Source organism: Ruegeria sp. BC5, from assembly GCF_056539205.1.
In genome coordinates, this window is sequence record NZ_JBQFUN010000004.1 from 96,990 (window position 1) to 119,491 (window position 22,502).

At 56.0% G+C, this 22,502-nt stretch carries 23 protein-coding genes and 1 tRNA gene; 11 read left to right on the top strand and 13 right to left on the bottom strand.

What is annotated here, in order from left to right; all coding sequences use genetic code 11:
• Window positions 1–172: 172 nt before the first annotated feature.
• Complete coding sequence (locus ACR0LY_RS11985; RefSeq protein WP_174818870.1) at window positions 173–616, top strand: Lrp/AsnC family transcriptional regulator; 444 nt, start codon at window positions 173–175, stop codon at window positions 614–616.
• A 48-nt stretch (window positions 617–664) separates the two neighbouring features.
• Here the strand turns inward: ACR0LY_RS11985 and pyk are convergent, their stop codons facing one another.
• Window positions 665–2,110 carry a pyruvate kinase gene (gene pyk / locus ACR0LY_RS11990; RefSeq protein ID WP_170350294.1) on the bottom strand — a complete coding sequence of 482 codons (1,446 nt, stop codon included), beginning with the start codon at window positions 2,108–2,110 and terminating at the stop codon, window positions 665–667.
• A gap of 133 nt (window positions 2,111–2,243) precedes the next feature.
• Between pyk and ACR0LY_RS11995 the strand changes: the two genes are divergently transcribed.
• The 3 genes from ACR0LY_RS11995 to ACR0LY_RS12005 all read left to right on the top strand — a co-directional run bounded on the left by ACR0LY_RS11995 (window position 2,244) and on the right by ACR0LY_RS12005 (window position 3,727).
• Window positions 2,244–2,981, top strand: coding sequence for an N-formylglutamate amidohydrolase (locus ACR0LY_RS11995; protein ID WP_170350293.1), 738 nt, complete (start codon window positions 2,244–2,246; stop codon window positions 2,979–2,981).
• Window positions 2,982–3,067: 86 nt separating this feature from the next.
• Entirely contained in the window at window positions 3,068–3,307 is a 240-nt protein-coding gene (locus ACR0LY_RS12000; protein WP_170350292.1) for a DUF6868 family protein, read from the top strand.
• 105 nt (window positions 3,308–3,412) lie between these two features.
• Complete coding sequence (locus tag ACR0LY_RS12005) at window positions 3,413–3,727, top strand: DUF1244 domain-containing protein (RefSeq protein ID WP_170350291.1); 315 nt, start codon at window positions 3,413–3,415, stop codon at window positions 3,725–3,727.
• A gap of 44 nt (window positions 3,728–3,771) precedes the next feature.
• Here the strand turns inward: ACR0LY_RS12005 and ACR0LY_RS12010 are convergent, their stop codons facing one another.
• The 3 genes from ACR0LY_RS12010 to dgcN all read right to left on the bottom strand — a co-directional run bounded on the left by ACR0LY_RS12010 (window position 3,772) and on the right by dgcN (window position 6,739).
• Window positions 3,772–4,632, bottom strand: a complete 861-nt coding sequence (locus ACR0LY_RS12010) for a D-amino-acid transaminase (protein ID WP_170350290.1) — start codon at window positions 4,630–4,632, stop codon at window positions 3,772–3,774.
• A 76-nt stretch (window positions 4,633–4,708) separates the two neighbouring features.
• Window positions 4,709–5,674 (bottom strand): N-acetyl-D-Glu racemase DgcA, encoded by a 966-nt coding sequence (gene dgcA / locus ACR0LY_RS12015; protein WP_170350289.1) that lies wholly within the window; start codon window positions 5,672–5,674, stop codon window positions 4,709–4,711.
• A gap of 63 nt (window positions 5,675–5,737) precedes the next feature.
• Complete coding sequence (dgcN, locus tag ACR0LY_RS12020) at window positions 5,738–6,739, bottom strand: N-acetyltransferase DgcN (protein WP_170350288.1); 1,002 nt, start codon at window positions 6,737–6,739, stop codon at window positions 5,738–5,740.
• A 295-nt stretch (window positions 6,740–7,034) separates the two neighbouring features.
• Here dgcN and ACR0LY_RS12025 point away from each other — a divergent pair, with 295 nt between their 5' ends.
• Complete coding sequence (locus tag ACR0LY_RS12025) at window positions 7,035–7,994, top strand: L-malyl-CoA/beta-methylmalyl-CoA lyase (protein ID WP_170350287.1); 960 nt, start codon at window positions 7,035–7,037, stop codon at window positions 7,992–7,994.
• Window positions 7,995–8,029: 35 nt separating this feature from the next.
• Here ACR0LY_RS12025 and ACR0LY_RS12030 read toward each other — a convergent pair whose 3' ends face one another.
• Both ACR0LY_RS12030 and ACR0LY_RS12035 read right to left on the bottom strand, forming a co-directional pair.
• Window positions 8,030–8,608 carry a PA14 domain-containing protein gene (locus tag ACR0LY_RS12030; RefSeq protein WP_170350286.1) on the bottom strand — a complete coding sequence of 193 codons (579 nt, stop codon included), beginning with the start codon at window positions 8,606–8,608 and terminating at the stop codon, window positions 8,030–8,032.
• Between the two features lie 116 nt (window positions 8,609–8,724).
• Window positions 8,725–9,177, bottom strand: a complete 453-nt coding sequence (locus ACR0LY_RS12035; protein ID WP_170350285.1) for an Lrp/AsnC family transcriptional regulator — start codon at window positions 9,175–9,177, stop codon at window positions 8,725–8,727.
• Between the two features lie 73 nt (window positions 9,178–9,250).
• On the opposite strand from ACR0LY_RS12035, the gene ACR0LY_RS12040 reads away from it, so the two are divergent.
• Window positions 9,251–9,847: a LysE family translocator gene (locus ACR0LY_RS12040; protein WP_170350284.1), complete on the top strand. Its 597-nt coding sequence runs from the start codon at window positions 9,251–9,253 to the stop codon at window positions 9,845–9,847.
• Between the two features lies 1 nt (window position 9,848).
• Here the strand turns inward: ACR0LY_RS12040 and ACR0LY_RS12045 are convergent, their stop codons facing one another.
• On the bottom strand, window positions 9,849–10,682 hold the full coding sequence (locus tag ACR0LY_RS12045; protein ID WP_170350283.1) for an AraC family transcriptional regulator: 834 nt from the start codon (window positions 10,680–10,682) through the stop codon (window positions 9,849–9,851).
• 121 nt (window positions 10,683–10,803) lie between these two features.
• On the opposite strand from ACR0LY_RS12045, the gene ACR0LY_RS12050 reads away from it, so the two are divergent.
• Window positions 10,804–11,766: an acetyl-CoA carboxylase carboxyltransferase subunit alpha gene (locus ACR0LY_RS12050; protein ID WP_170350282.1), complete on the top strand. Its 963-nt coding sequence runs from the start codon at window positions 10,804–10,806 to the stop codon at window positions 11,764–11,766.
• A gap of 4 nt (window positions 11,767–11,770) precedes the next feature.
• On the opposite strand, the gene ACR0LY_RS12055 is transcribed toward ACR0LY_RS12050, so the two are convergent.
• The 3 genes from ACR0LY_RS12055 to ACR0LY_RS12065 form a co-directional block, all read right to left on the bottom strand.
• Window positions 11,771–12,898, bottom strand: a complete 1,128-nt coding sequence (locus ACR0LY_RS12055; protein ID WP_170350281.1) for a lytic murein transglycosylase — start codon at window positions 12,896–12,898, stop codon at window positions 11,771–11,773.
• A gap of 111 nt (window positions 12,899–13,009) precedes the next feature.
• Complete coding sequence (locus ACR0LY_RS12060) at window positions 13,010–13,657, bottom strand: GntR family transcriptional regulator (protein ID WP_170350280.1); 648 nt, start codon at window positions 13,655–13,657, stop codon at window positions 13,010–13,012.
• A 30-nt stretch (window positions 13,658–13,687) separates the two neighbouring features.
• A complete protein-coding gene (locus tag ACR0LY_RS12065; protein ID WP_170350279.1) occupies window positions 13,688–14,383 on the bottom strand; it encodes a M48 family metallopeptidase in 696 nt (231 codons plus the stop codon).
• Window positions 14,384–14,483: 100 nt separating this feature from the next.
• On the opposite strand from ACR0LY_RS12065, the gene ACR0LY_RS12070 reads away from it, so the two are divergent.
• The 4 genes from ACR0LY_RS12070 (at window position 14,484) to ACR0LY_RS12085 (ending at window position 18,460) form a co-directional block, all read left to right on the top strand.
• Window positions 14,484–14,810: a TIGR02300 family protein gene (locus ACR0LY_RS12070; protein ID WP_170350278.1), complete on the top strand. Its 327-nt coding sequence runs from the start codon at window positions 14,484–14,486 to the stop codon at window positions 14,808–14,810.
• Window positions 14,811–14,951: 141 nt separating this feature from the next.
• Window positions 14,952–15,027, top strand: a tRNA-Ala gene (locus ACR0LY_RS12075).
• An 864-nt stretch (window positions 15,028–15,891) separates the two neighbouring features.
• On the top strand, window positions 15,892–17,538 hold the full coding sequence (locus tag ACR0LY_RS12080) for an arylsulfatase (protein ID WP_170350277.1): 1,647 nt from the start codon (window positions 15,892–15,894) through the stop codon (window positions 17,536–17,538).
• 76 nt (window positions 17,539–17,614) lie between these two features.
• On the top strand, window positions 17,615–18,460 hold the full coding sequence (locus tag ACR0LY_RS12085; RefSeq protein WP_217360546.1) for a hypothetical protein: 846 nt from the start codon (window positions 17,615–17,617) through the stop codon (window positions 18,458–18,460).
• Here ACR0LY_RS12085 and ACR0LY_RS12090 read toward each other — a convergent pair.
• The 3 genes from ACR0LY_RS12090 to gntH all read right to left on the bottom strand — a co-directional run bounded on the left by ACR0LY_RS12090 (window position 18,444) and on the right by gntH (window position 22,481).
• Window positions 18,444–18,923, bottom strand: a complete 480-nt coding sequence (locus tag ACR0LY_RS12090; RefSeq protein WP_170350276.1) for a hypothetical protein — start codon at window positions 18,921–18,923, stop codon at window positions 18,444–18,446. The genes ACR0LY_RS12085 and ACR0LY_RS12090 overlap by 17 nt on opposite strands.
• Before the next feature lie 1,096 nt (window positions 18,924–20,019).
• Window positions 20,020–21,000 (bottom strand): CobW family GTP-binding protein, encoded by a 981-nt coding sequence (locus ACR0LY_RS12095; protein WP_170350275.1) that lies wholly within the window; start codon window positions 20,998–21,000, stop codon window positions 20,020–20,022.
• A 14-nt stretch (window positions 21,001–21,014) separates the two neighbouring features.
• Window positions 21,015–22,481, bottom strand: coding sequence for a guanitoxin biosynthesis MBL fold metallo-hydrolase GntH (gene gntH / locus ACR0LY_RS12100; protein WP_217353331.1), 1,467 nt, complete (start codon window positions 22,479–22,481; stop codon window positions 21,015–21,017).
• Between the last annotated feature and the right edge of the window lie 21 nt (window positions 22,482–22,502).

A 22,502-nucleotide genomic window follows, 5' to 3' on the forward strand; every position in this document is an offset into this window, starting at 1 on the left:
GTCGAGGCCCGTGCCCTCGACAAGACAGCCAAACTTGGAACACATTGACGCAGCTGTCTTCAGATAAGTATCAGGAATAATCACTAGGAATTGGGGATTATTTTAGTCTATATTCAGTGAAAAATGTCGTCTTGCGCTAAAATTTCAGGGATTTTTACTGATCGATAGAGAATTGGACAAAATAGACCAACGCATCCTGCAAGAGCTGGAAATCAACGGAAGGTTATCGATCGTCGATCTTGCGGCACGTGTCAACCTGACCAATACCCCCTGTTCCGAGCGGGTCAAGCGCTTGGAAAAAAACGGGTACATCAAAGGCTATTGTGCCATCGTCGATAAAGAGCGAATGGGGCTAGCCTTGGTCACGGTTGTCCAGGTTTCACTGGCCGCGACGGCTGAGCAATCTCTTGGCAGGTTCAATGACGCTGTCCGCAATATTCCAGAAATTGAAAGCTGCTTAATGGTGGCGGGATCGTTTGACTATCTCCTGACAGTCCGCACGCGGGATATCACGCACTTCCGCGATATCCTCGGTGAGAAAATTAATAAGCTGCCTGGAATTCACCAGACCAGCTCATTTACTGTAATGGAGATCGTAAAAAGCCCTGTCGCTTGACAAGTGACCTGTCTGCCATGAGGCAGCATGCACGTTGACGCAAGTTCATCAGCCCGGATCTGTGTTGTAAATCAAACGTTCGTCACAGGGCGCAATACGCAGGATATTAGTGGTTCCGGGCACGTTGAATGGCACCCCAGCGGTCACCACAATCTGATCGGTCTCGGTCGCAAACCCACTGGCGCGGGCAGTGCGGGCGGCATTGACAACAGCACCCTTAAAGCGCTCAAGCTCGGGCGTCATCACACAATGGCAGCCCCAGCTCAGGCACAGGCGCCGTGCTGTTCCGGTGGCGGGCGTCATGGCGATGATCGGCACACCGGGACGTTCCCGCGCGGTCAACAGCGCCGTTGTGCCGCTTTGGGTAAAGCAACAAATGGCCTTGATGTCTGTCTTTTCAGCAATCTCACGCGCAGCTGCCACGATCCCGTCAGCAATTGTGGTGCCCTTTGCGGTGCGCGAGGCGGCGATGATCTGGGTGTAGGTCGGATCGGCCTCGACCTCGATAGCGACCTTGTTCATGGTTTGCACGGCCTCTATTGGATACGACCCCGCCGCTGATTCAGCGCTGAGCATGATGGCATCAGTGCCTTCATAAATCGCTGTCGCGACGTCCGAAACCTCGGCTCGCGTTGGCATCGGGCTTTCGATCATACTCTCCAACATCTGAGTGGCCACGATCACCGGCTTAGCCGCCGCGCGGCATCGTCTTACCAGCCGTTTCTGGATCGGCGGTACGGCTGAAACCGGCAATTCGACCCCCAGGTCGCCGCGGGCCACCATGATCCCGTCCGAGGCATCGAGGATTTCGTCAAATGCCTCAACTGCCGCAGGTTTTTCGATCTTGGACAGGATTGAGGCCCGGCCATCAGCCAGTGCCCGGGCCTCAAAGACGTCCTTGGCGCGCTGAACAAAGCTCAACCCCAGCCAGTCAACGCCCAATTTACAGACAAACTCCAGATCATCGCGATCTTTTTCAGACAGCGCGGCCAACGGAAGAACCACATCGGGGACGTTCACACCTTTCCGGTTCGATATCGTGCCTCCGACCTCCACCGTGCAATTGGCGAATTCTTTGCCACAATCCTGAACGATCAGGCGGATTTTGCCGTCATTGACCAACAGCCGCGCGCCCGGTTCAAGTGCGGCGAAAATCTCGGGATGCGGCAGACAAACGCGGCCTCTGTCCCCCGGAGTAGCGTCAAGGTCCAGACGGAAGGCTGCGCCCTCTTCCAGTTCTTCGGCGTCATTGGCGAACTCACCCACGCGCAGTTTGGGCCCTTGCAGGTCAGCCAGAATCGCAATCGGGCTTTCCAGATCCTTTTCCACCTGTCGGATGATCCGGTGACGTTCGCGAATCTCATCATGGCTGCCGTGGCTCATGTTCAGACGAAACACATCTGCCCCGGCCTCGTGCAGCGCACGGATGGTGTCATAATCATTGGACGCCGGTCCCAGCGTCGCCACGATTTTTACATTCCTCAGGCGTCGCATTGGTATTTCTCTCCTCACGTCTTCTGTCTGAATCGCACAAATGTTACCGCAAACATTGCATCAGGCTGCTTATTGCGCAATTCCCTTTCCGAAGCAACTGCCCTACACCTGCGGCAAACTAGATGACAGGCTTATGACGTATTCCCCGTTTTTTATCCACGGCGCTGATCGCCCCTCGCGCTGGCTGATCACATGTGACCACGCAACCAACACGGTGCCCCCCGAAATCAACGGCGGAGACCTCGGCCTGCCGCGCGAGGATATGGAGCGTCACATCGCCTATGACGTGGGCGCGTATGAGGTGTCAAAGCATTTGGGAGAGATCCTGAACGCGCCAGTTATTGCCGCCAATTTCTCACGTCTGGTGATTGATCCCAACCGGGGTGAGGATGACCCCACCCTGCTGATGAAGCTGTATGACGGTTCGATCATCCCCGGCAACCGCCACGCAGACGCGTCTGAGCGTGAACGGCGTCTGAACATGTGCTACCGCCCCTATCACGAGGCGCTGGAACGTATGGCGGGCCTGCCGCATGCGGTGATCGTGTCGATGCATTCCTTCACCCGCCAACTGCGTGGCCGCGACCCACGCCCATGGCAAATCGGGGTGCTGCACACTCCGGATGAACGGTTCTCGCGCCCGTTGATCGACCGTCTTGAGGCCGAAGCAGACCTGTGTGTTGGTGTCAACGAGCCCTATACTGGCGTGCTGTCCGGTGACGCAATTGATCGGCACTGCACAACGCATGGCCGACCTAACGCCTTGATCGAGCTGCGTAATGATCTGATCGCGGACAATGCCGGACAGCGTGAATGGGCAGAGCGTTTGGCCATAATCCTGCAGGACGCTTTGAGCGAAAGCGGTCTTTGACGTCAGGTCAAATAAGGTCGATTCCGGGTCTCACGTTATTGTGAGGGTATCCCGAGCCCCCATATATTAAGGGAAAGGAGACGACCATGACTCAGGAATTCCTGACGACCGTCTTCGGCTGGATGACGGTCCTTAACCTCGCCCTTCTGGTGTTCACTACTCTGATGATCGTTGTTTCACAGGACTGGGCTGCCAAGATACACGGCCGGATGTTCCAGATGGAGCCTGGCGATGCGAAAAGGGCCTATTTCCGGTATCTGGCCAACTACAAGATACTGATCATCGTATTCTGCCTAATGCCGTGGCTGGCCCTGAAGCTGGCTTAAAACCGAAATCGATCGCTGGGAAGGGCCTGCTGGCCCTTCCTGTTTATTGTAACGACGCCTTCGGATTGTTAGGTCAGGCAAACGACACGCATTGGGAGCCCGACAATGGAAAAGCAAACCGAAATCGAACTTCAGGCCGCCGCGTTCCGCCGGTTGCAAAAGCACCTGATGGAAGACCGCACTGACGTTCAGAACATCGACATGATGAATCTGGCCGGGTTCTGCCGCAACTGCCTGTCGCGCTGGTATCAGGAAGCCGCCAACGAAAAGGGCATCGAAATGGGCAAGGACGAAGCCCGCCAGATTTTCTACGGCATGACCATGGATGAGTGGAAGGCGAACTATCAAACCGACGCAAGCCCTGAAAAACAGGCCGCCTTCAAGGTCGCGTTTGAAGAGAATGTTGGGAAAAAAGACTAATCCCCTAAAACGAAAAAGGCCCGCCAATCCGGCGGGCCTTTGCTTTAGATCGCTGCCTTGCGGCTTTCGTCCAGATAAATCTCACGCAGCCGTTTGGCGATCGGGCCCGGCGTGCCATCCCCCAGCGTTACACCGTCAATTTCAACTACCGGCATGACGAACGCACTGGCCGAGGTGGTAAAGGCTTCGTCCGCCTCTTTCGCTTCGTCGATGGTGAACAGACGTTCTTCGACTTCCATCTGCGCCTCAGCCGCCATGCGCAGCACGGCTTTACGCGTGATGCCGTGCAGAATGTCGGTCGACAGCGGGCGGGTGACGATCTTGCTGTCTTTCACGTAGTAGGCGTTGTTGCTGGTGCCTTCGGTGACATAGCCGTCTTCGATCAGCCATGCATCGTCGCAGCCCGCTTTCTTGGCCATCATCTTACCCATCGACGGGTACAGCAACTGAACGGTCTTGATATCGCGACGACCCCAGCGGATATCCTCGATCGAGATGATCTTTGCACCTTTTTTCGCCGCTGGGCTGTCGGCCAGACCCGGCTTGTTCTGCGTGAACAGAACCAGACTGGGCTTGGTGTCCGCCGACGGGAACACGAAATCCCGGTCGCCATCCGATCCACGGCTGACCTGCAGGTACACAAGCCCTTCTTCGATGCCGTTCAGCTCAACCAGCTTGCGGTGAATCTCGAGCAGCTCATCCTTGGTGCAAGGTTCGGCCATCTCCAACTCGTCTAGAGACCGCTTGAGGCGCACGGCATGGCCTTCAAAATCGATCAGCTTTCCATCCAGAACGCTGGTGACTTCGTAAACGGCATCCGCGAACAGGAAACCACGGTCAAAAATGGAAACCTTGGCTTCGGTTTCAGGCAGGTATTCGCCATTCACGTAAACGGTGCGGGTCATGTCATATCCTTTTCGTCTCAGGGCTTCGCCCGTTCCTTACTGAAAATGATCCACCGGATCATTTTCCGGGCGTTCGTCACCCCCAGAGCGCCGCCAAAGGCGGATGCACTCCGGCATCATCAAAATTCAGCGGGTTGTCGCGGTCTTCGGCCAACAGAAGCGGGCCGTCAAGGTCTGTTACCATCGCACCCTGCGCCAGCAGTGTCGCGGGCGCCATAGCCAGCGAACTGCCGACCATGCATCCGACCATAACTTTGTAACCCTCGGCCAGCGCCTGTTCACGCAGGGCCAGCGCCTCGGTCAAACCGCCAGTCTTGTCGAGCTTGATGTTTACTACGTCATACTTGCCCTTCATCGCGGGCAGGCTGCTGCGGTCATGGCACGATTCATCGGCACACACCGGCACCGGGCGATCCATCCCGATCAGGGCGTCATCTTCCCCGGCTGGCAGAGGCTGTTCGACCAGCGCAACTCCCAGCCGCACCAGATGCGGTGCCAGATCGGCATAGACTTCGGCCGACCAGCCCTCATTGGCGTCGACGATGATCTTGGCGTCAGGGGCACCTGCGCGTACGGCTTCCAGACGAGGCATGTCGTCTGGCGTGCCCAACTTGATCTTCAACAGCGGACGATACGCGTTCTCAGCCGCCTGTGCCTGCATCTTTTCCGGCGTGTCCAACGACAAGGTGTAGGCGGTGATCTCTGGGCCGGGCGCGGGCAGTCCGGCCAGTTCCCATGCACGTTTTCCGGCGCGCTTCGCCTCAAGATCCCACAGCGCACAGTCTACCGCATTGCGGGCGGCACCAGCGGGCAACAGATCCGTCAACTGCGCTCGATCAAACATCCGGGGCAAACCGGTAATTTCGTCCTCGACCGACTCCAGCGTCTCACTATACCGCGCGTAGGGAACACATTCGCCCCACCCCTGATGCGCGCCATCCGATACACGTACAGTCAGCACATTCGCTTCGGTCCTAGACCCGCGCGAGATCGTAAAGACCTGAGCCAACCGGAATACATCACGAGAGACGTCAATCTGCACGCGCCCACTCCTTTATTCATTCAAGATTTCCCCGCCAGAGAGACCTCTGGCGGGGTCTATTGATCACAACGCGGCCAGCGCGTCGACCAGTTTGCCCGGACCAAAGCGGAACGGATCAGTGGCGGGCAGACCCATATCGGCCTCGACCTTCGCCAGATAGGCGATGGCGTCCTCTTCGCTCATGTGCTGTGTGTTGACCGAGACACCCACGACCTGACAATCAGGGTTTGCAACCTTGGCAAGTGCCAGCGCTGTGTCGCGCAGGTTTTCAAGCGTCGGCAAAGTATAGGTCGGCAGACCGCGCATATGCTCACGGGTCGGCTCGTGGCTCAGGATCAGTGCGTCCGGCTGGCCGCCGTGGATTAGCGCCATGGTCACACCGGAGTAGGACACGTGGAACAGCGATCCCTGCCCTTCGATCAAGTCCCAGTGGTCGTCGTCATTGTCGGGTGTCAGCCATTCGACCGATCCGGCCATGAAGTCAGCGATCACGGCGTCCAGCGGCACACCGTCACCGGTGATCAGAATACCGGTCTGGCCGGTGGCACGGAAGGTGGATTTCATGCCACGCTTGCGCATTTCGGCATCCATTGCCATCGCCGTGTACATCTTGCCGACCGAGCAATCCGTGCCAACTGCCAGACACCGCTTGCCCTTGCGTTTGATGCCGTTTGCGATCGGATACTCGACCTCGGGAACGCGCACATCGTGCAGCTTGCGGCCCGTGGCCTCGGCAACGGCAACCAGATCGGGCTCGTCGCGCAGCAGGTTGTGCAGGCCAGACGCCAGATCAAAGCCTTCCTCCAGCGCCATCACCAGAACCTTTTTCCATTCCTGGCTGATCACACCGCCACGGTTGGCCACACCGATGACCAGAGTCTTAGCGCCCGCCTCTTTTGCTTCGGTCAGGGTCATGTCCGTCAGGCCCAGATCGGCCTTGCAGCCGTCCATCCGATATTGGCCCACAGCGTTTTCCGGGCGCCAGTCTTTGATGCCAACTGCCACTTTGGCCGCCAATTGGTCGGGCGCATCGCCCAAAAACAGCAGGTACGGTGTCTCGATCATTGCGGTTCACTCCTTTGATTCCGGCGCAGCCTATGGGACGCGCCTGACGAGTGCTTTGCGTTTTCGCCTGACATAATTGCCATTGGTGGGAAATTTTCGCGCGAGTTCTTCATATACTGAAATATTCTTTCAAGTTTTCACAGTGATTAAACTTTAATCACCAGTTTGATCGCTTTCCGCGGCAAATGCTGCGAACGCAATGCCGCACTTGCATAAAGACGCTTGCGCATAAGCACGCAATTTAATACCTCAATGAGCAGAAAAATTGTAATTTCATTTCTCGCACGAGGTCCAGATGAGCTTTCGCCTTCAACCCGCCGCCCCCGCCCGCCCCAACCGTTGCCAGCTGTTCGGGCCTGGATCGAACACCAAGCTGTTTCCGAAAATGGCCGCGTCAGCGGCAGACGTGATCAACCTTGATCTAGAGGACTCGGTGGCGCCGTCGGACAAGGACGCGGCCCGCGCCAATGTGATCGAGGCGCTGAACACCGTGGATTGGGGCAACAAGTACATGTCCGTGCGCATTAACGGATTGGACACACCCTATTGGTATCGCGACGTTGTGGATCTGCTGGAACGGGCTGGCGACCGTCTGGACCAGATCATGATCCCCAAGGTCGGCTGCGCCGAAGATGTCTATGCCGTGGACGCGCTGGTTACCGCCATCGAACGCGCCAAGGGCCGCACCAAGCCGGTATCCTTCGAAGTGATCATCGAATCTGCCGCAGGCATTGCCCATGTCGAGGAAATCGCGGCCTCGTCACCACGAATGCAGGCGATGAGTCTGGGTGCGGCGGATTTCGCGGCATCGATGGGCATGCAGACCACTGGCATAGGCGGAACGCAGGAAAACTATTACATGCTGCGCGAAGGCGAAAAGCACTGGTCCGATCCTTGGCATTGGGCACAAGCGGCCATCGTCGCCGCTTGCCGAACCCATGGCGTGCTGCCGGTGGACGGGCCATTTGGTGACTTCTCGGATGATGAGGGATACATCGCACAGGCCAAACGCTCAGCCACGCTGGGTATGGTCGGCAAATGGGCGATCCATCCCAAGCAGATCGCACTGGCCAACCAGGTCTTTACTCCCTCGGACGAGGCTGTTTCGGAAGCGCGCGAAATCCTGGCGGCAATGGAACAGGCCAAGGCCAATGGCGAAGGCGCGACCGTCTACAAAGGGCGTCTGGTCGATATCGCCTCGATCAAACAGGCCGAAGTGATTGTGGCACAGGCGGAACTGATCGCCGCTGGTTAATGACCAAAAAAGGCGCCCTGCGGGGCGCCTTCTTGTTACCGCCCGAAGATGTCGTTGGGCACCCAGGTGAGCTTTTCGCCTTGTTTGCCCGATTTCATCATCAGGCAAGAGGATCCCAATTTTTGAAAATAGATGATCTTCAACGGATACCAGCCCGCCTGGGGCACTTCAACTTCGGTACGTTGATTGGCTTCACAGCCTTGAATACCGGTTACGCGGCCAATCTGTTGACCACCAACCGAAGCCTCAATCCCGTCATTTGACCACGTTTCCAACTCGTAAATCCCCGGCGAGTCGAACCGCATATACCCAGTAACTTCGGCAGCAACGTTGTAAGCGCCGTCGAATGTCATGACGTCCTCACCCTTGCTGGTGTCCCTGTAATCCAACCCCCGCAACGGTGTTCCGGGTTGCGCTTGTGACAGCAGGCTTTTCGCCTGGCTCAGATCTCGGATCTTCTTGTGTTGATTGCCTGTACCATAGTATTTCACATTCAACCCGGCCTGCGGGCTGGGTTGTGGGCTTGCAGGTTGCAGCTTAAGCGGCGCTGACGCTACCGCTCCGGCAATCAATGCCATAGCTGCGGCAAGCGCACCGGCTTTGATAAGTTTCATGATCGTCTCCCTGTGACGGCATAAGAGGGGTTTGCCCCATTTTGGTTTTCCCATTGCTGTGACACTAGGATGTGAGGATTTTCCCCGCAAGACAGTTAAAATTCACAATTTCCCTGTCAGGCGCGCAAATCCTTGGGTGAATCCATCACCACGTAGGAGGTGATCGACGTCACATGCGGCAGGGTTCCCAGCACCTCTGTGTGAAAGGTTTTGTACTCGGCAAGATCAGCGCATTCCACACGCAGCAAGTATTCGATGGTGCCGGTGATATTGTGGCATTCGATCACTTCGGGCGCATGCTGCACGGCCCGTTCGAAACCTTCCTGCGCGGCTTTGGTATGCTCTCCCAATCCAACGCCGATATAGCCCACGAACCCTACGCCCAGTTCTTTCGGACTTAATACCGCGCGGTAGCCGGTGATCACGCCAGCGCGCTCAAGTTCTTGCACGCGACGCAAGCAGGCCGAGGGCGACAGGCCAACGCGGTCCGCCAGTTCCAGGTTGCTGATACGGCCGTCACCTGTCAGCGCGCGCAATATTTGTTGATTTATGTGATCAATCTTCGCCATTAATTGTGTAATTACCCCAAACACGCACAAAAACGCAATTTCATTTGCTGTTTTGTCAGTGATTATCCCCGCCATGACCTATGACGTCCTTCTGGCCCTGATCGCCTTTGCTTTTGTCTCGTCCATCACGCCTGGGCCGAACAACCTTATGCTGATGGCCTCGGGGGCCAATTTCGGGTTTCGCCGAACCATCCCGCATATGTTGGGGATCGGGTTGGGGTTTACTGTCATGGTCCTGCTGGTCGGTGCCGGTTTGGTGCAGGTATTTGACCGATACCCGGTCAGCTACACGGTGCTGAAACTCGTCTCGGTCGTCTATCTACTGTATCTGGCGTGGAAGATCGCGCATGCGGCCCCGGCCAATGGCAAGATGGCCGAGGGTGATCCAATGACCTTTCTGCAAGCTGCCGCCTTTCAATGGGTCAATCCAAAGGCCTGGGCCATGGCCCTGACGGCTACTACGGCCTACACGCCAGATCACACGATGCAAGCCATCATCATCGTGGCGCTGATATTCGGAGCGGTGAACCTGCCGTCGGTCAGCACCTGGACGGTGCTGGGGCAGCAGATGGCGCGGATTCTGACGAACCCGCGCCGGTTGGTGGTGTTCAACTGGACCATGGCGGTGCTGCTGGTCGCCTCGCTCTACCCGGTCCTGTGGCCAAACTGACCTATTTCAGCGGTAGGCAAATTTCGGTCAGCAACTCTTCGGGTGCGGTGTTGCGCGGATCGTTCAGGTAGATCTCGTAGCACGGCTGGTCCGCGGGTTCCTCGCCTGACTCGGGCAGCCAGTTCCCGAACAGCGTGTGATACGCCGCGTGCAAACCGGAGTATGGGCCCTTGTAGGTCAGAATAGCTGTTTTGCCGCCTGGAATCTGCACGTCTTCCATACCCTCTGGTGTGTCACCACCTTTGAATTCGGCGCCTGCATAGCTGCGCAGTTGGTCTTGTGACACATCATCGGGGCTGTCCAGATAGACTCCGATGACTGGACCAAGTTGAGACCACAGGTTGCGGGATTCACACAAGGCACCAAATGCCTCAAACTTATTGCCGATCTCTGCGTAATCCCCTTTATGAGCCAAGGCGATTACGCGGCGGGCGGGTTCTGTACGGGTTGTAACGGGATGCATTGGATATTCTCCGATTCTCAATTTGCGATTAAGCACCAGCCAACGCCCGGATTTTCTAAAGGCCGCCGGGCTGGCGCTGTAGGCCTGCGAAAAGGCCCGCACAAAGGAATTCAGATTAGGATAACCCACCGCCGACGCGATCTCTGCCACGGACCGGTCGGTTTGCACCAGCCAACACGCGGCACGGTGCAACCGGATCCGGCGGACAGCTTGCGCGCAGGTTTCGCCGGTAATCGCGCGAAACACACGATGCCAGTGAAACCGGGACATCGCAGCCACATCAGACAAGGCATCCAACGACAGATCCCCGGCGGGGTGATCGTGGATGTAAGTCAAGACGCGCAGAATGCGATCTTCGTAGCTGTTTGCCATCGGCAACCTTCCTTCTCTTTGCTTATCCGTGGTCGCATATTCCGCATCCACAAATCTTGCTGAGTTGCATCCCGCGCAACCTCAGGTCATATAGCAAAGAACTTCCGCGTTGAGAGGCGTCATGACCCAGTATCTGGATTTCGAAAAACCGCTGGCCGAGATTGAAGGCAAGGCCGAGGAATTGCGTGCGCTGGCCCGCGCCAACGAAGAGATGGACGTGGCCGAAGAAGCCGCCGCGCTGGACGCCAAGGCCGCAAAGCTGCTGGAAGAGCTTTATGGCGATCTGACCCCCTGGCGGAAATGCCAAGTGGCGCGCCATCCGGACCGCCCGCATTGCAAGGATTATGTCGAGGCGCTGTTTACCGAATTCACGCCGCTGGCGGGCGATCGCAACTTTGCCGACGATCTGGCAGTCATCGGTGGTCTGGCCCGATTCAACGATCAGCCGGTGATGGTGATTGGTCATGAAAAGGGTTCGGACACCAAATCGCGGATCGAACGGAATTTCGGCATGGCCCGCCCCGAAGGGTATCGCAAGGCCGTGCGCCTGATGGAAATGGCCGGTCGCTTTGGCCTGCCCGTTATCACTCTGATCGACACGGCAGGCGCCTATCCCGGCAAGGGGGCCGAGGAACGCGGTCAGTCCGAGGCCATTGCCCGGTCGACCGAGATGTGCCTGAAGATCGGCGTGCCGCTGGTGTCGGTGATCATCGGCGAAGGCGGGTCCGGCGGGGCTGTGGCCTTTGCGACGGCGAACCGCGTCGCGATGCTGGAACATTCGGTCTATTCGGTGATCTCGCCGGAAGGCTGCGCCTCGATCCTGTGGAAAGACGCCGAAAAGATGCGGGAGGCCGCCGAGGCGCTGCGCCTGACCGCGCAGGACCTGCACAAACTGGGCGTCTGCGATCTTATCATTCAGGAACCCAAAGGCGGTGCCCATCGCGACCGTCCTGCCACCGTCGAATCCGTTCGGGACGCTATCACCCTGATGCTGAAAGAACTGGACGGCAAAGACGCGGCGGCCCTAATTCAAGACCGCCGGCAGAAATTCCTCGATATCGGCTCGAAAGGGCTGGCGGCGTAAACCGTCAGCCCCCCAAGCTGCGCAGCAACGCAACCGAGGGTTCCCCGGTGACCGGCATGCCACTGGCGCGTTGATAGGCGCTGATGGCGGATTTGGTGTTGTTGCCGATCACCCCGTCGGCGCCCTGAGTATCATAGCCGGCCGATGTCAGTCGGCGCTGGAGCTCCTTGCGATCTTCCAGCGTCAAACCCGTTGCGTCTGGCCCGAATGAGGCCTGAAACGGCGCACCGCCTGCAATCCGGTCAGACAAATGTCCGACGCCAATCGCGTAGCTGTCCGAGTTGTTATAGCGCTTGATGACCTGAAAATTGCGGAACACCGCAATGCGGGGGCCGGGTGTCTGCGGCTGCAAAACTGTAACCGGCGTGCCGGATACAGTGCCAGCCTCACCGCCCCAGGGCTGCCCGCGTACCCAGCCCGCGCGCGCCAGATAGGCCGCGGTCGAGGCCAGCGAATCCGTGGGATCCTCGGACCAGATATCCCGCCGTCCGTCGCCGGTGAAATCCACCGCATAGGCCAGATAGGATGTCGGAATGAACTGCGTGTGTCCCATTGCTCCGGCCCAGCTGCCGGTCATGTTGGCGGGGCTTGTGTCGCCCTCTTGAATGATCCGCAAAGCTGCGATCAGTTGCTTTTCAAAGAACGCACCGCGCCGCCCGTCATAAGCCAAAGTCGACACTGCGGACACCACCGGCACATCCCCGCGCCGCGCGCCGTAGCGGCTTTCCAAGCCCCAGACGGCCACGATTACTTCTTTGTCGACGCCATATTTCGCCTCGATCTGCGACAGGGTGCCTGCGTGGCGCACCAGCATCTGCTTGCCGGTTGCGATCCGCTCATCTGAGGCCGCGATGGCCAAATAGTCCTCGAGTGAACGTTTGAATTCGACCTGATTGCGGTCCCGCTCGATCACATCGGGCAGGTACCCCGCCCCCTGAAAAGCCAGGTTTAGGGTTGTCTGCGATATCCCCTGCGACGCCGCGCGGCCCTTGAAACCGGCAACCCACGCATCCCACCCGGCGTTGGGCACAGGCCGCATCCGGGATGCCGGGGTGCTGGTGGGGGTGCCTGTGGAACAGGCCGACAACAGGGCTGACCCGAGCCCCAAAGAAAATATCCGTCGATTGATCATAACTGAAAACTGCTCTTGTTGTGATTTGGTCCAGACTAGCCCAGACCCAATCCCCAAACCAGAACGACGATGCCAATCAGATTTAAATTCTGGGCTTCGGCAACAAGCCGCTCAGCTGACCAGCAACCTCAGGCCCTGGGTCACGTCCGAGCGGACGGCCAAACGCAATCCAGGCTCGTCACCGGCCTGCAATGCGGCGATGATCAGTTTGTGGTTATGCGGCGGGTCGGTCCGCCGCAGTCGGCCGTACAGCGCACGCATGGTGGGACCAAGTTGCAGCCAGACGGTTTCCGCAATCGCGAGCATCGCCGGGGCCTGCGCCCGCAGATACAGAGTGCGGTGAAATTCTAGGTTTGAGCGAATATAGCCAACGGCATCACGTTTGGTGACCATCTCGGCCACGTTCATGTTGATACTTTGCAGCCGGTCAATCAGCGCCATATGTGCACGCGGCAGGGCGCGGCTGGCAAGTTCGACCTCAAGCAGCGCACGAAGCGCAGCCAACTCTTCGATCCGGTCATTGGTCAGCTCAGGCGTCGAAACCCGGCCCGATGTGGATAGAAACAGCGCTCCCTCGGCTGCCAAGCGGCGCACGGCCTCGCGCGCGGGGGTCATCGAGACGCCAAATTCCTTACCGATCCCGCGTAGGGTCAGCGCCTGCCCCGGTGCCATTTCACCGTGCATAATGCGTGCGCGAAGAACACGATAGACCCGATCATGGGTGGCAGTATGGGATTCAGTGGGACGCGCTGACAACATATCCCCTTGTGATCACAAATGAGCCCAGGGTCAACTCGCGGACGCATCAAATCTGTATTGATGCAGTTGCGCCCCGTTGTCGCGCAGCCAACGCCGCTGATCGCGGTAATCGCCGAAAATCCGCTCGACCTGCGCCCAAAAATCAGCCGAATGGTTCATCTCTACCAGATGCGCCACTTCATGCGCGGCGACATAATGCAGGATCTCAGGCGGCGCTAGGATCAACCGCCAGGAAAACATCAGACCGCCAGCGGAACTGCACGACCCCCAACGCGACCGTGTATCGCGCATGGTCAGGCTGGAATAGGACCGTCCCAGCATCGCCGCGTAATCATCGCAGGCGCCGGTCAGGCGATCACGCGCCAATTCCTTGAGAAATCGCGCCAGACGCCGTGCCTCGGCACCCTCGGGTACTGCAACCTCATCGCCCCGTAACAGAACGCGCCGCCCGCTGGCAGGCACGATTCGCCGCTCTGTGCCTTCGATCGGGATGGTTTGCCCGAACTGAACCACCGCAGGGTCAGGACGGCCCAGCAGGTGCTGACGTATCCACTCTTCTTTGGTGCGCGCAAAACTCAAGGCTTCGGCTTCTGGCACGCCTTGTGGATAGGTCAGCGTAACCCGGCCATCCAATTGGGAAATCCGCAAACTGATCCGCCGCGCTCGCGCCGATTTACGCAACGTCAGTGGCACCGGTGGCGTCCCGGGCAGTGCGTGATCTCCCATATACCTGTTTCTCCTGCGCAAAGGCTTTGACAGTGCCCGCTGCATGTGGCACGTGACCTGAATCGTTGATACGACTCACCTGATATCAAGGGGATTTCACATGCCCAAGGAAGAATGGGGCGTAAAGCGCGTTTGCCCGACAACCGGTAAGCGGTTTTATGACCTGAACAAGGACCCGATCGTCAGCCCCTATACCGGCGAGATCGTGGAGCTTGAGACCGGCAAAAGCCGGATGATCGCCGCAGATGCGGAAGATGCCGCCTCGGCCAAAGCGCGTGAGAACGCGTCGGATGAAGATATCGTTCTGGATGATGACGACAATGTCGACGTCGAACTGGACGACGATCTTCTGGACGATGATGACGACGACAACGATAACGTCTCGTTGGACGATATCACCGACATGTCGTCGGAAGACGAAAACTAAAACCGGTCAGAGGCGGCCCCGCGTCGCCTCATGCCCACCCCGGACGCGGGTCGGAAACTTTTTGGCAAATTCCATTTTTGGTCTTGCGCTCGCCGTTGCCGTCTCATAAACGTCCGTCCACTGCTTCGGCAGTACCTTGATGGGGCCTTAGCTCAGTTGGGAGAGCGCTTGCATGGCATGCAAGAGGTCAGGGGTTCGACTCCCCTAGGCTCCACCAAAACCTAACAAATGATCCGCAACGCATAGTTCTTCCTTTTTGGCAGCAGGATTTTCCTTTGGGGCCGAAGCGGAACTCAGAGCCCGAAGCCGCAATCGATCAAGCCGCGCGCATATGCAAGCGCGGCACGCCGCCAACCGCGCAAACCGGACATTCCCACGCGCTTCTCAGATGGCAGGGCAGCGGACTTTGCCGCCATTGGCCCGCTTTCACCGGAGAACCGCAGACAGCGCAAACCGGACATTTAATAGGAAGGTCCCAAAATCCTTGCTGCGCAAAAAATGCACACGGTCTAAAGCGATGGCCTGCTCTGGGTGCGCCCAACCCAATTCGCGATTACGGCCGCTTCTAGCGCGTGGTCGAACTGAGCTGCCCCATTTAAGTGGTCCAAATTGAAAGTTAGTGCTTGGTTGGCCTTTGGTCTATCAGGACGAAGACATCCGGGGCTGGATTTGCACACGACGAAGTTTTTGACAAATAAATGAATCGCAATAACATAATGTGAGTTGTTGGTTCTCTGCCGTTTTCCACTGACAACCTTCGATGAAAATGAGGCGGCCATACTTTTTGCAGGGAAAGCAAGTCTTGTTCGTGGGTTAGGTCGATCAAAAAGGTGGAGCGTTGGTCTGGACTTTCAAACGCCGCAAAAGGTTCCCGAAAACGATCTCCAGGATTACTTAAAAGCTGTCGACGCATCATTGTGATTTTCAGGGTGATGAAACGGTGCCCCTAAAGTCTGAGCTACCCATAAGAATAGGAAGCTATTCGGAATAGCCCAAGGCGCGTTGTGTCCTGCACGGTATATAGACCGTTAAAAGGGCGCAATTTCTTAACTTTGATGCTTTTCCCGAGAAGGAGACTAACATGATTAAACCTCACCAAGTTGCCACGCCTTTGGCTGCTTTCTTTTGTACTTTTGCGATCTCCGCGACGGCTCAGGATTTCGATCCGACATCGCTATCGACCTACGGGAGCAAACCCAACATCATTCTGATCGTTTCTGACGATACTGGTTATTGGGACCTTGGTGCCTATCATGGTGGCGCAGCGCGTGGCATGGACACCCCCAACCTTGATCAAATGGCCAAGCAGGGGATGATGTTCACGGATTTCTACGCTCAATCTTCCTGCACACCCGGACGTGCAGCAATGCAGACCGGGCGTTACCCGAACCGTTCAGGCATGACGACGGTTGCTTTTCAGGGTCAAGGTGGTGGACTACCGGCGGCAGAATGGACGATTGCGTCTGTTTTGAAACAGGCTGACTACAACACTTACTTCATGGGTAAGTGGCATCTCGGTGAAGCGGATTATGCCATGCCAATTGCCCATGGCTATGACAAGATGGAGAATACATTCCTCTATCACCTGAACGCGTATACTTATGCTCTGGACGACTGGAATGTGCAGATGTCCGACGATCAGAGGGCATTTTATAAAGAGAACACCACTGGCGTATTTGAAGGTGTAGCTGGTGAACCTGCCAAGGAAGTGCTGACCATTGAAGACATGACAACCGCAGATCTAGCTGCGTTGGACAAGGTTGGAGCGGAAAAGGCAGTGGCGGAACTGGAGCGTCTTGCTGGTCTGGACAAGCCGTTCTTCATGTCGATCAACTGGGCTGCAAACCACCAGCCTAACCTGCCGTCGCCTGATTTCGTGGGTAAGTCAGCGGTTAAGAACAAGTACGGCGACAAGGTGGTCGAGCTTGATTTCCACACTGGTCAAATCCTCGACAAGGTGGAAGATCTTGGAATTGGGGAAAATACCCTGATCATTTACACTGTTGATAATGGCGCGTGGCAGGATGTTCATCCTGATGCCGGCATGACACCGTTTCGCGGAACTAAGGGAACCGACCGGGAAGGAGCGTACCGCGTACCGTTCTTCGCCAAATGGACAGGTAAAATTGCGCCGGATTCGAAGTCTAGCGACATTACCGGTGGTACTGACTTGATGGCCACCTTTGCGAGCCTTGCAGGAGTGCCGTTGCCGACCGAAGACCGGGAAGGTCAACCGACGATCTTTGACAGCATCGATATGGCTCCAGTCCTGTTTGGAGAGGCTGATCCGCAGCGCAACTCCTGGGCATATTTTACAGAAAATGAACTTTCGCCGGGCGCGGTGCGCGTTAACGAATGGAAAGCTGTCTTCAACATGCGTGGCGACAATGGTGCACGGGCCGGTTCTGAAGCCCCGGCAGCCGAATTGGGTTGGCGCGGTGCTGAAAAGTACGTTGCCACTGTTCCGCAGGTGTTCAACCTGTGGGAAGATCCCATGGAGCGCTATGACATCTTCATGACAACCGGGCGTGAGAACACTTGGACAGTTCCGACGCTGATGGGCGAACTTGAACGTGTGGTAAAAACCTACATTGAGTATCCGCCGCGTCCAGTTCAGAGCGAGTCATATTCTGGTCCGATTACTCTTACCGAGTATCACCGGTTCAAGACTGTGCGAGACCAGCTGGAAAAAGACGGGTTCTCGCTAAGCCTTCCAACCGGGAATTGATGCAAATGGTTGAGGCGTCGTTATGCGGCGCCTCGACACTTCGATGACACAGTCGAGTGGGGCAAGGAGTAGCAAGGTGCAGACCAATCTGAAGGCTTCAGGTACAAATGTATCTTCGACCCGGAATTTCCTTGCCAGGTTCTTCTTTAGCCTTTTCGTCTTTCTGGGAGTATCTACGACAACAGGCAATCCTGTGGTTGCACAGGAGAACGACGCGGCCTCAGCAGCAGCTCAGGCGAATAATCCGCTGGCAAATTTCAAAGCGGTCAACGTTCAGAACTATTATATTGGCGATATTTCCGGAACGGACCAAACTGGCAATCAGTTTTGGCTCAGGTATGCGCAACCTTTGAGCTTGGGGAACACAAATTGGGTTCTAAGGGCCTCTTTGCCGTTAAATTCATTCCCGGCACAAAGTGGGAAAACGACGGGCGTTGGTGACCTCAACGTTTTTGCCGCTTACCTTATAGATATTGGAAATCCGGCTGTTAGCTTTGGTGTTGGTCCTCAATTAACCGCGCCAACAGGTTCGACGGATGGGTCTGGATCTAAAAAATGGTCAGCCGGTATCGCGAACGTATTGTTCAATGCGTCGTCACCGATATTCCAATACGGTTACCTTCTGACTTGGCAAGCCAGTTTTGCCGGAGACAGTGATGCAAAGGATGTAAATATCGGAGCTTTTCAACCTTTTCTGTTCTACCAACTCGGTGGAGGGACATACCTAAGGTCAGCGCCAATAATGACCTACGATTTTGAATCGGACGGCTATAATGTGCCAATCGGCTTGGGTATCGGGCAAGTGTTCAAAAAGAAGGACATCACCTACAACGTTTTTGTCGAACCGCAGTACTCAGTTGCGAGCAAAGGGCCAGGGCAGGCAAAATGGCAGATCTTTGCTGGCTTCAATACTCAATTTTGACGCTGAACTTTGATTGCAAACAACCGTGTAGGTGCGTGAAATGCAATCGCATTGAGACTGATGTTTCAAGTGTCGACTGAACGACAAGAAGTATGACAATAGCGGTTTTCCTTATTTTAGCTCCAGCCTGTCTCTTGGTTCTTTTGGCAGCACCTTTCACGAAAACGGCGCTTTGGCGGGCCACCGTCACACCATTAACAGTATTAGGAGCGCTATGGCGATTGAGGCGGCCCTCCCAAATTCTCTTGCCTACAACGATGCTGAAACTAGAAAACCGCTCCCCATGATCGACGCCAACTCGGCTAAGTCGAGTGCTTTGCAGCGATGGTGTCAAAAATACAAAGCCTGGCTGAGGCGGTTTGACGAACTTTGCATAGCCCGCTTTCTGCGCAATGCGGCCGTTTTTGAGCGACGCAGCATTCGCCACCAAGGGCTCGTTGCCGCCTTTCGCTACTTTTTGCATCAATGACCCGTCGCAGCCCAAACCGGACCTTCATTACGAGCTCTACATCCTCCGAGATGCGGAGCAAACCGCCGTTCGCTTTCATCAGCGCAATGCCTGCATCCGGTAAGCGGTATTCTCTCAGGAAAAGCTCAACTATTTGGGAAATAGCAAGGTAGCTACAAGTCTTACGCCCCAACCGTCAGGTCCACTATCTGGGCCGTCGGCCCAGTAGCGTACTCCCCCGCCTACGCTGATAAGTTGATCCCCGAGTTGGGTACTTTGGTGACAACACCGTTGATTGGCACAGACCATTGATCGGTTTCCCAGCTGTAGGTGGACTCAGTGTTTAAAGTGAACGTCCATGCGTTCGAATTTGTGTAGGAAATAAATGGCAGTAAGAACGTCTGGTTGTTGTAGGTATCACCATCAATGTCCCAGATGTGATTTGTCAGGCCACCATATGTCCACTGACCCTGCTGTTTGAGTGCCACGCCGGTAACCCCAGCACCCCACTCTCCGAGACCTAAGCTGTTATCTGTCGACGTTGGCAGCAGAAAAACGGGGCCAGCCCCCCAGATCCAACCGCCCGCACTTGGTTTTTGGGCGAAAGAAATAAGCTTTGAACAGTATCTCCTAGCCCAGTCTCGGATCCAGAATCCGGCAGGCCACCATCTATGGAGGCAATTGGAAGAATTGTTCGGGATATGACGTTCCAATCATCCGCAAGATGAAAGGGAACAACCGGTTGTACGTTTAATATCCAATGCGAACCATTTCTGTCGGCACCCAAATTCTGATCATGGTTCAGCTGGAATGGTACACTAATGAGAGCGGCCACGGGGTCAGCAAGTAGCTTTGCTAGTTCTTCTTCCTGGGAGTCTGCCCACGCAGTACCAGAAAGGGCACCAATCCCGGCAAGTATGGAGCAGCGTAGCAACCTAAGGTTCATAGGCGGTCTCCTCTTAGCTGGCCGTTTTCTCATGGGTGGCTTGCACTTGAGACCGCCAGGTTGGCAATGACGTCAATGGCCCACTCTCAGTCCGCCGCCGCCGAACTGGATGAAATTATCCAGCACGGTTGACTTATAGCCAAAATACTTGATCGAACATGGCTTTCAGACTGTCTCCATAAGCGTATCCGAAAGTACATCCTCGGAGAGGGCCCCCGGTGCGCCTATTGCGACAAGCCTTGTTTCGGGTTTGCGGTCACCCCATGTTCCATCCCGTGAGATGTCCATACGTTTTCCAACGACCTGAACGAGAATGCGATGATCTGGATCCTCCTCGCTAAAAACAAAGCCCTTGAGACGATACACATCGCCCGGAAGCTTTCGAATTGCGCTCCGGAGAGAAGATAAGCTTATCGGGTGTTCAGCTTTCATCATGGTTGTTGAGAAGCTGTCTGAGTGATCAGAGGCGTGGCAACCACAATCCGGTCCATGTTCGTGATGATCGGGTATTTCTGTTTGTAGCTGTTCGGCGGCAAAGCGACCGACTGAAAGAAGTATATCCAGTGGGACGTCCGCATTGACAGCTTCGACCAAACGATAGCGACGGAAGCGAGACCCGAGCCAATCGTGCACCCTTTGAACAGCGGCCCTGTCGACAAGATCGACTTTGTTCAAAACAACCATATCTGAGAACGCGATTTGACGGAGCTTCAGTTCCATTTGTTCCGGCGCAGCAAAAAGCTGTTCCGCATCGACCAGACACATAAGGCTGTCCAAGCGGATCATGTCCCGAAACTTCTGATCGGTAAATGTCATCGCAATTGATGACGGATCCGACACTCCACTTGCTTCAAGGACGATGTATTCCGGTTTCTCGGGCCGGGCGAGAACGGCTTCCACCGTTTCGATCAAGTCATCTCGTATCGAGCAGCAAACGCACCCATTCGCGAGGCTCATGACGTCGTCTTCGAGGCCGACCACCAAGTCTGCATCGACGTTTATGGATCCAAAGTCATTTACAAGAACCGCAACCCGCAACCCGTGATTGCCTGTTAGGATCCGGTTCAAAAGTGTAGTCTTACCGGCTCCTAGAAAGCCGGTAAGGATCGTTACGGGGATCGCAGAAGTCGAACCAAACTCAATCATTGTTCGATCTCCTCTCAGTCTTCATCACGCGAGCCGATTACATCCGAAACTTTGATGGTAAAGTCCTGCGGCCAGTCCCCGCCAGGTGCTCGGAAAACGTCAGTTGGGTAGTATTCGCGTGGATCGATCTCCATATCACGGTACTTCTGGTCTTGCTGATCTGCTCGGGTGAGCCTCGGATTCGGTAATGTGATTTCATCCGGAAGCTCAATACGCCCGGCCTCGGCTGCCGCAGCCAGTTCACGAAATGGTGGCACAGTACCGGACTTTCCGGGCAGTGCAGCTTTCCTGTACCAGATTGCATCCTTGGTCACGTTCACAACGGCTACATCGAGACCCCATTGGAACAGACCGTCGTAGTGGGCGCGAATACCAGCCAGCATTTCAGCGTCGATGTCTTCGTCCTGGGTATAGTGTGTCACCATTCCCAAACGCGGCCTTGTGTCCGCAAAGAGCTTACCCACGGCATAGTGGGAGGTGTGATGCGTATCGATAGTGTAATTGAAGAGATCCTGTGGGATACCGTATTTGTAGGTCATCAACTGACCAATATCCTGTCCCGACATTTCGGTTACAAAGACATCAACACCTTCGCCGTATTTCCGTGAAAGCTCATCCGGGCGTCCATCGCCGGTCCATACAAAGCTCAGACCGTTCCAATCGAGCCGATAACCAACTGCGCCGTCCTTGGCATGACTGCGCGGCCAGGACCGAACAGTCACACCGTCTTGGTCATAAACGATGCCACCTTCTTGGCGGAAATCGAACTCGTTGACCTCGATCTCATAGCCGTCACCAATTGGGAACACGTCGAAAGCTTCAAGATGCCATTTGAGCATCTGTTGCATACCTTTAACCATTCCGGCTGTGCCAAGTTCGGGCGTCCGACCAGAGGGACCATGGATGCGCAATGGTGTATACCCTCCAGACCAGGCCCGGAACGGATAGATATAAGGAATGTCGGCGTAGTGGTCGACATGCAAATGAGAGATGAAGATATCGTTGATCAGTTGCCCCGGCACTTGCATGGCAATGATGTTGCGGACACAACCGGATCCAAAGTCAAAGAAGAACCGTTTTCCATTCCCCAACTCCACCATGATGCAAGTACCCGCCTGATCTTCACGCGGCGGATATGGTGTTGAGCCACAGAATGAGATGCGCATCTCATCTGGCCCCAACTCCTCACTAAGTGGAAAATAGTTCGCATTTGAACCAGTCATGTACTTCGTCGGACGGAAGTACTCCGGTAACGAGATGCCGCCTGCGGGCCGACCACCGTATGGGTTCTTGAGTGTTTCTCCCAAGGGGCCGTCTCCTTGGTGAGCCTCAGCACTCCCTGCCGCTAACCCAGCCGCCCCTGTCGCAGCCGCTCCAGTGGCCAAGCCCTTAAGAACACTCCGTCGCGACGGGTCTTCAATTTGATCTGACGCCTGAACCTGTTTGTCGTCTTGGTCTTTTCTATTGTCTTCCTTGGTCATGGATTGGTCCTCAGTTAGAAG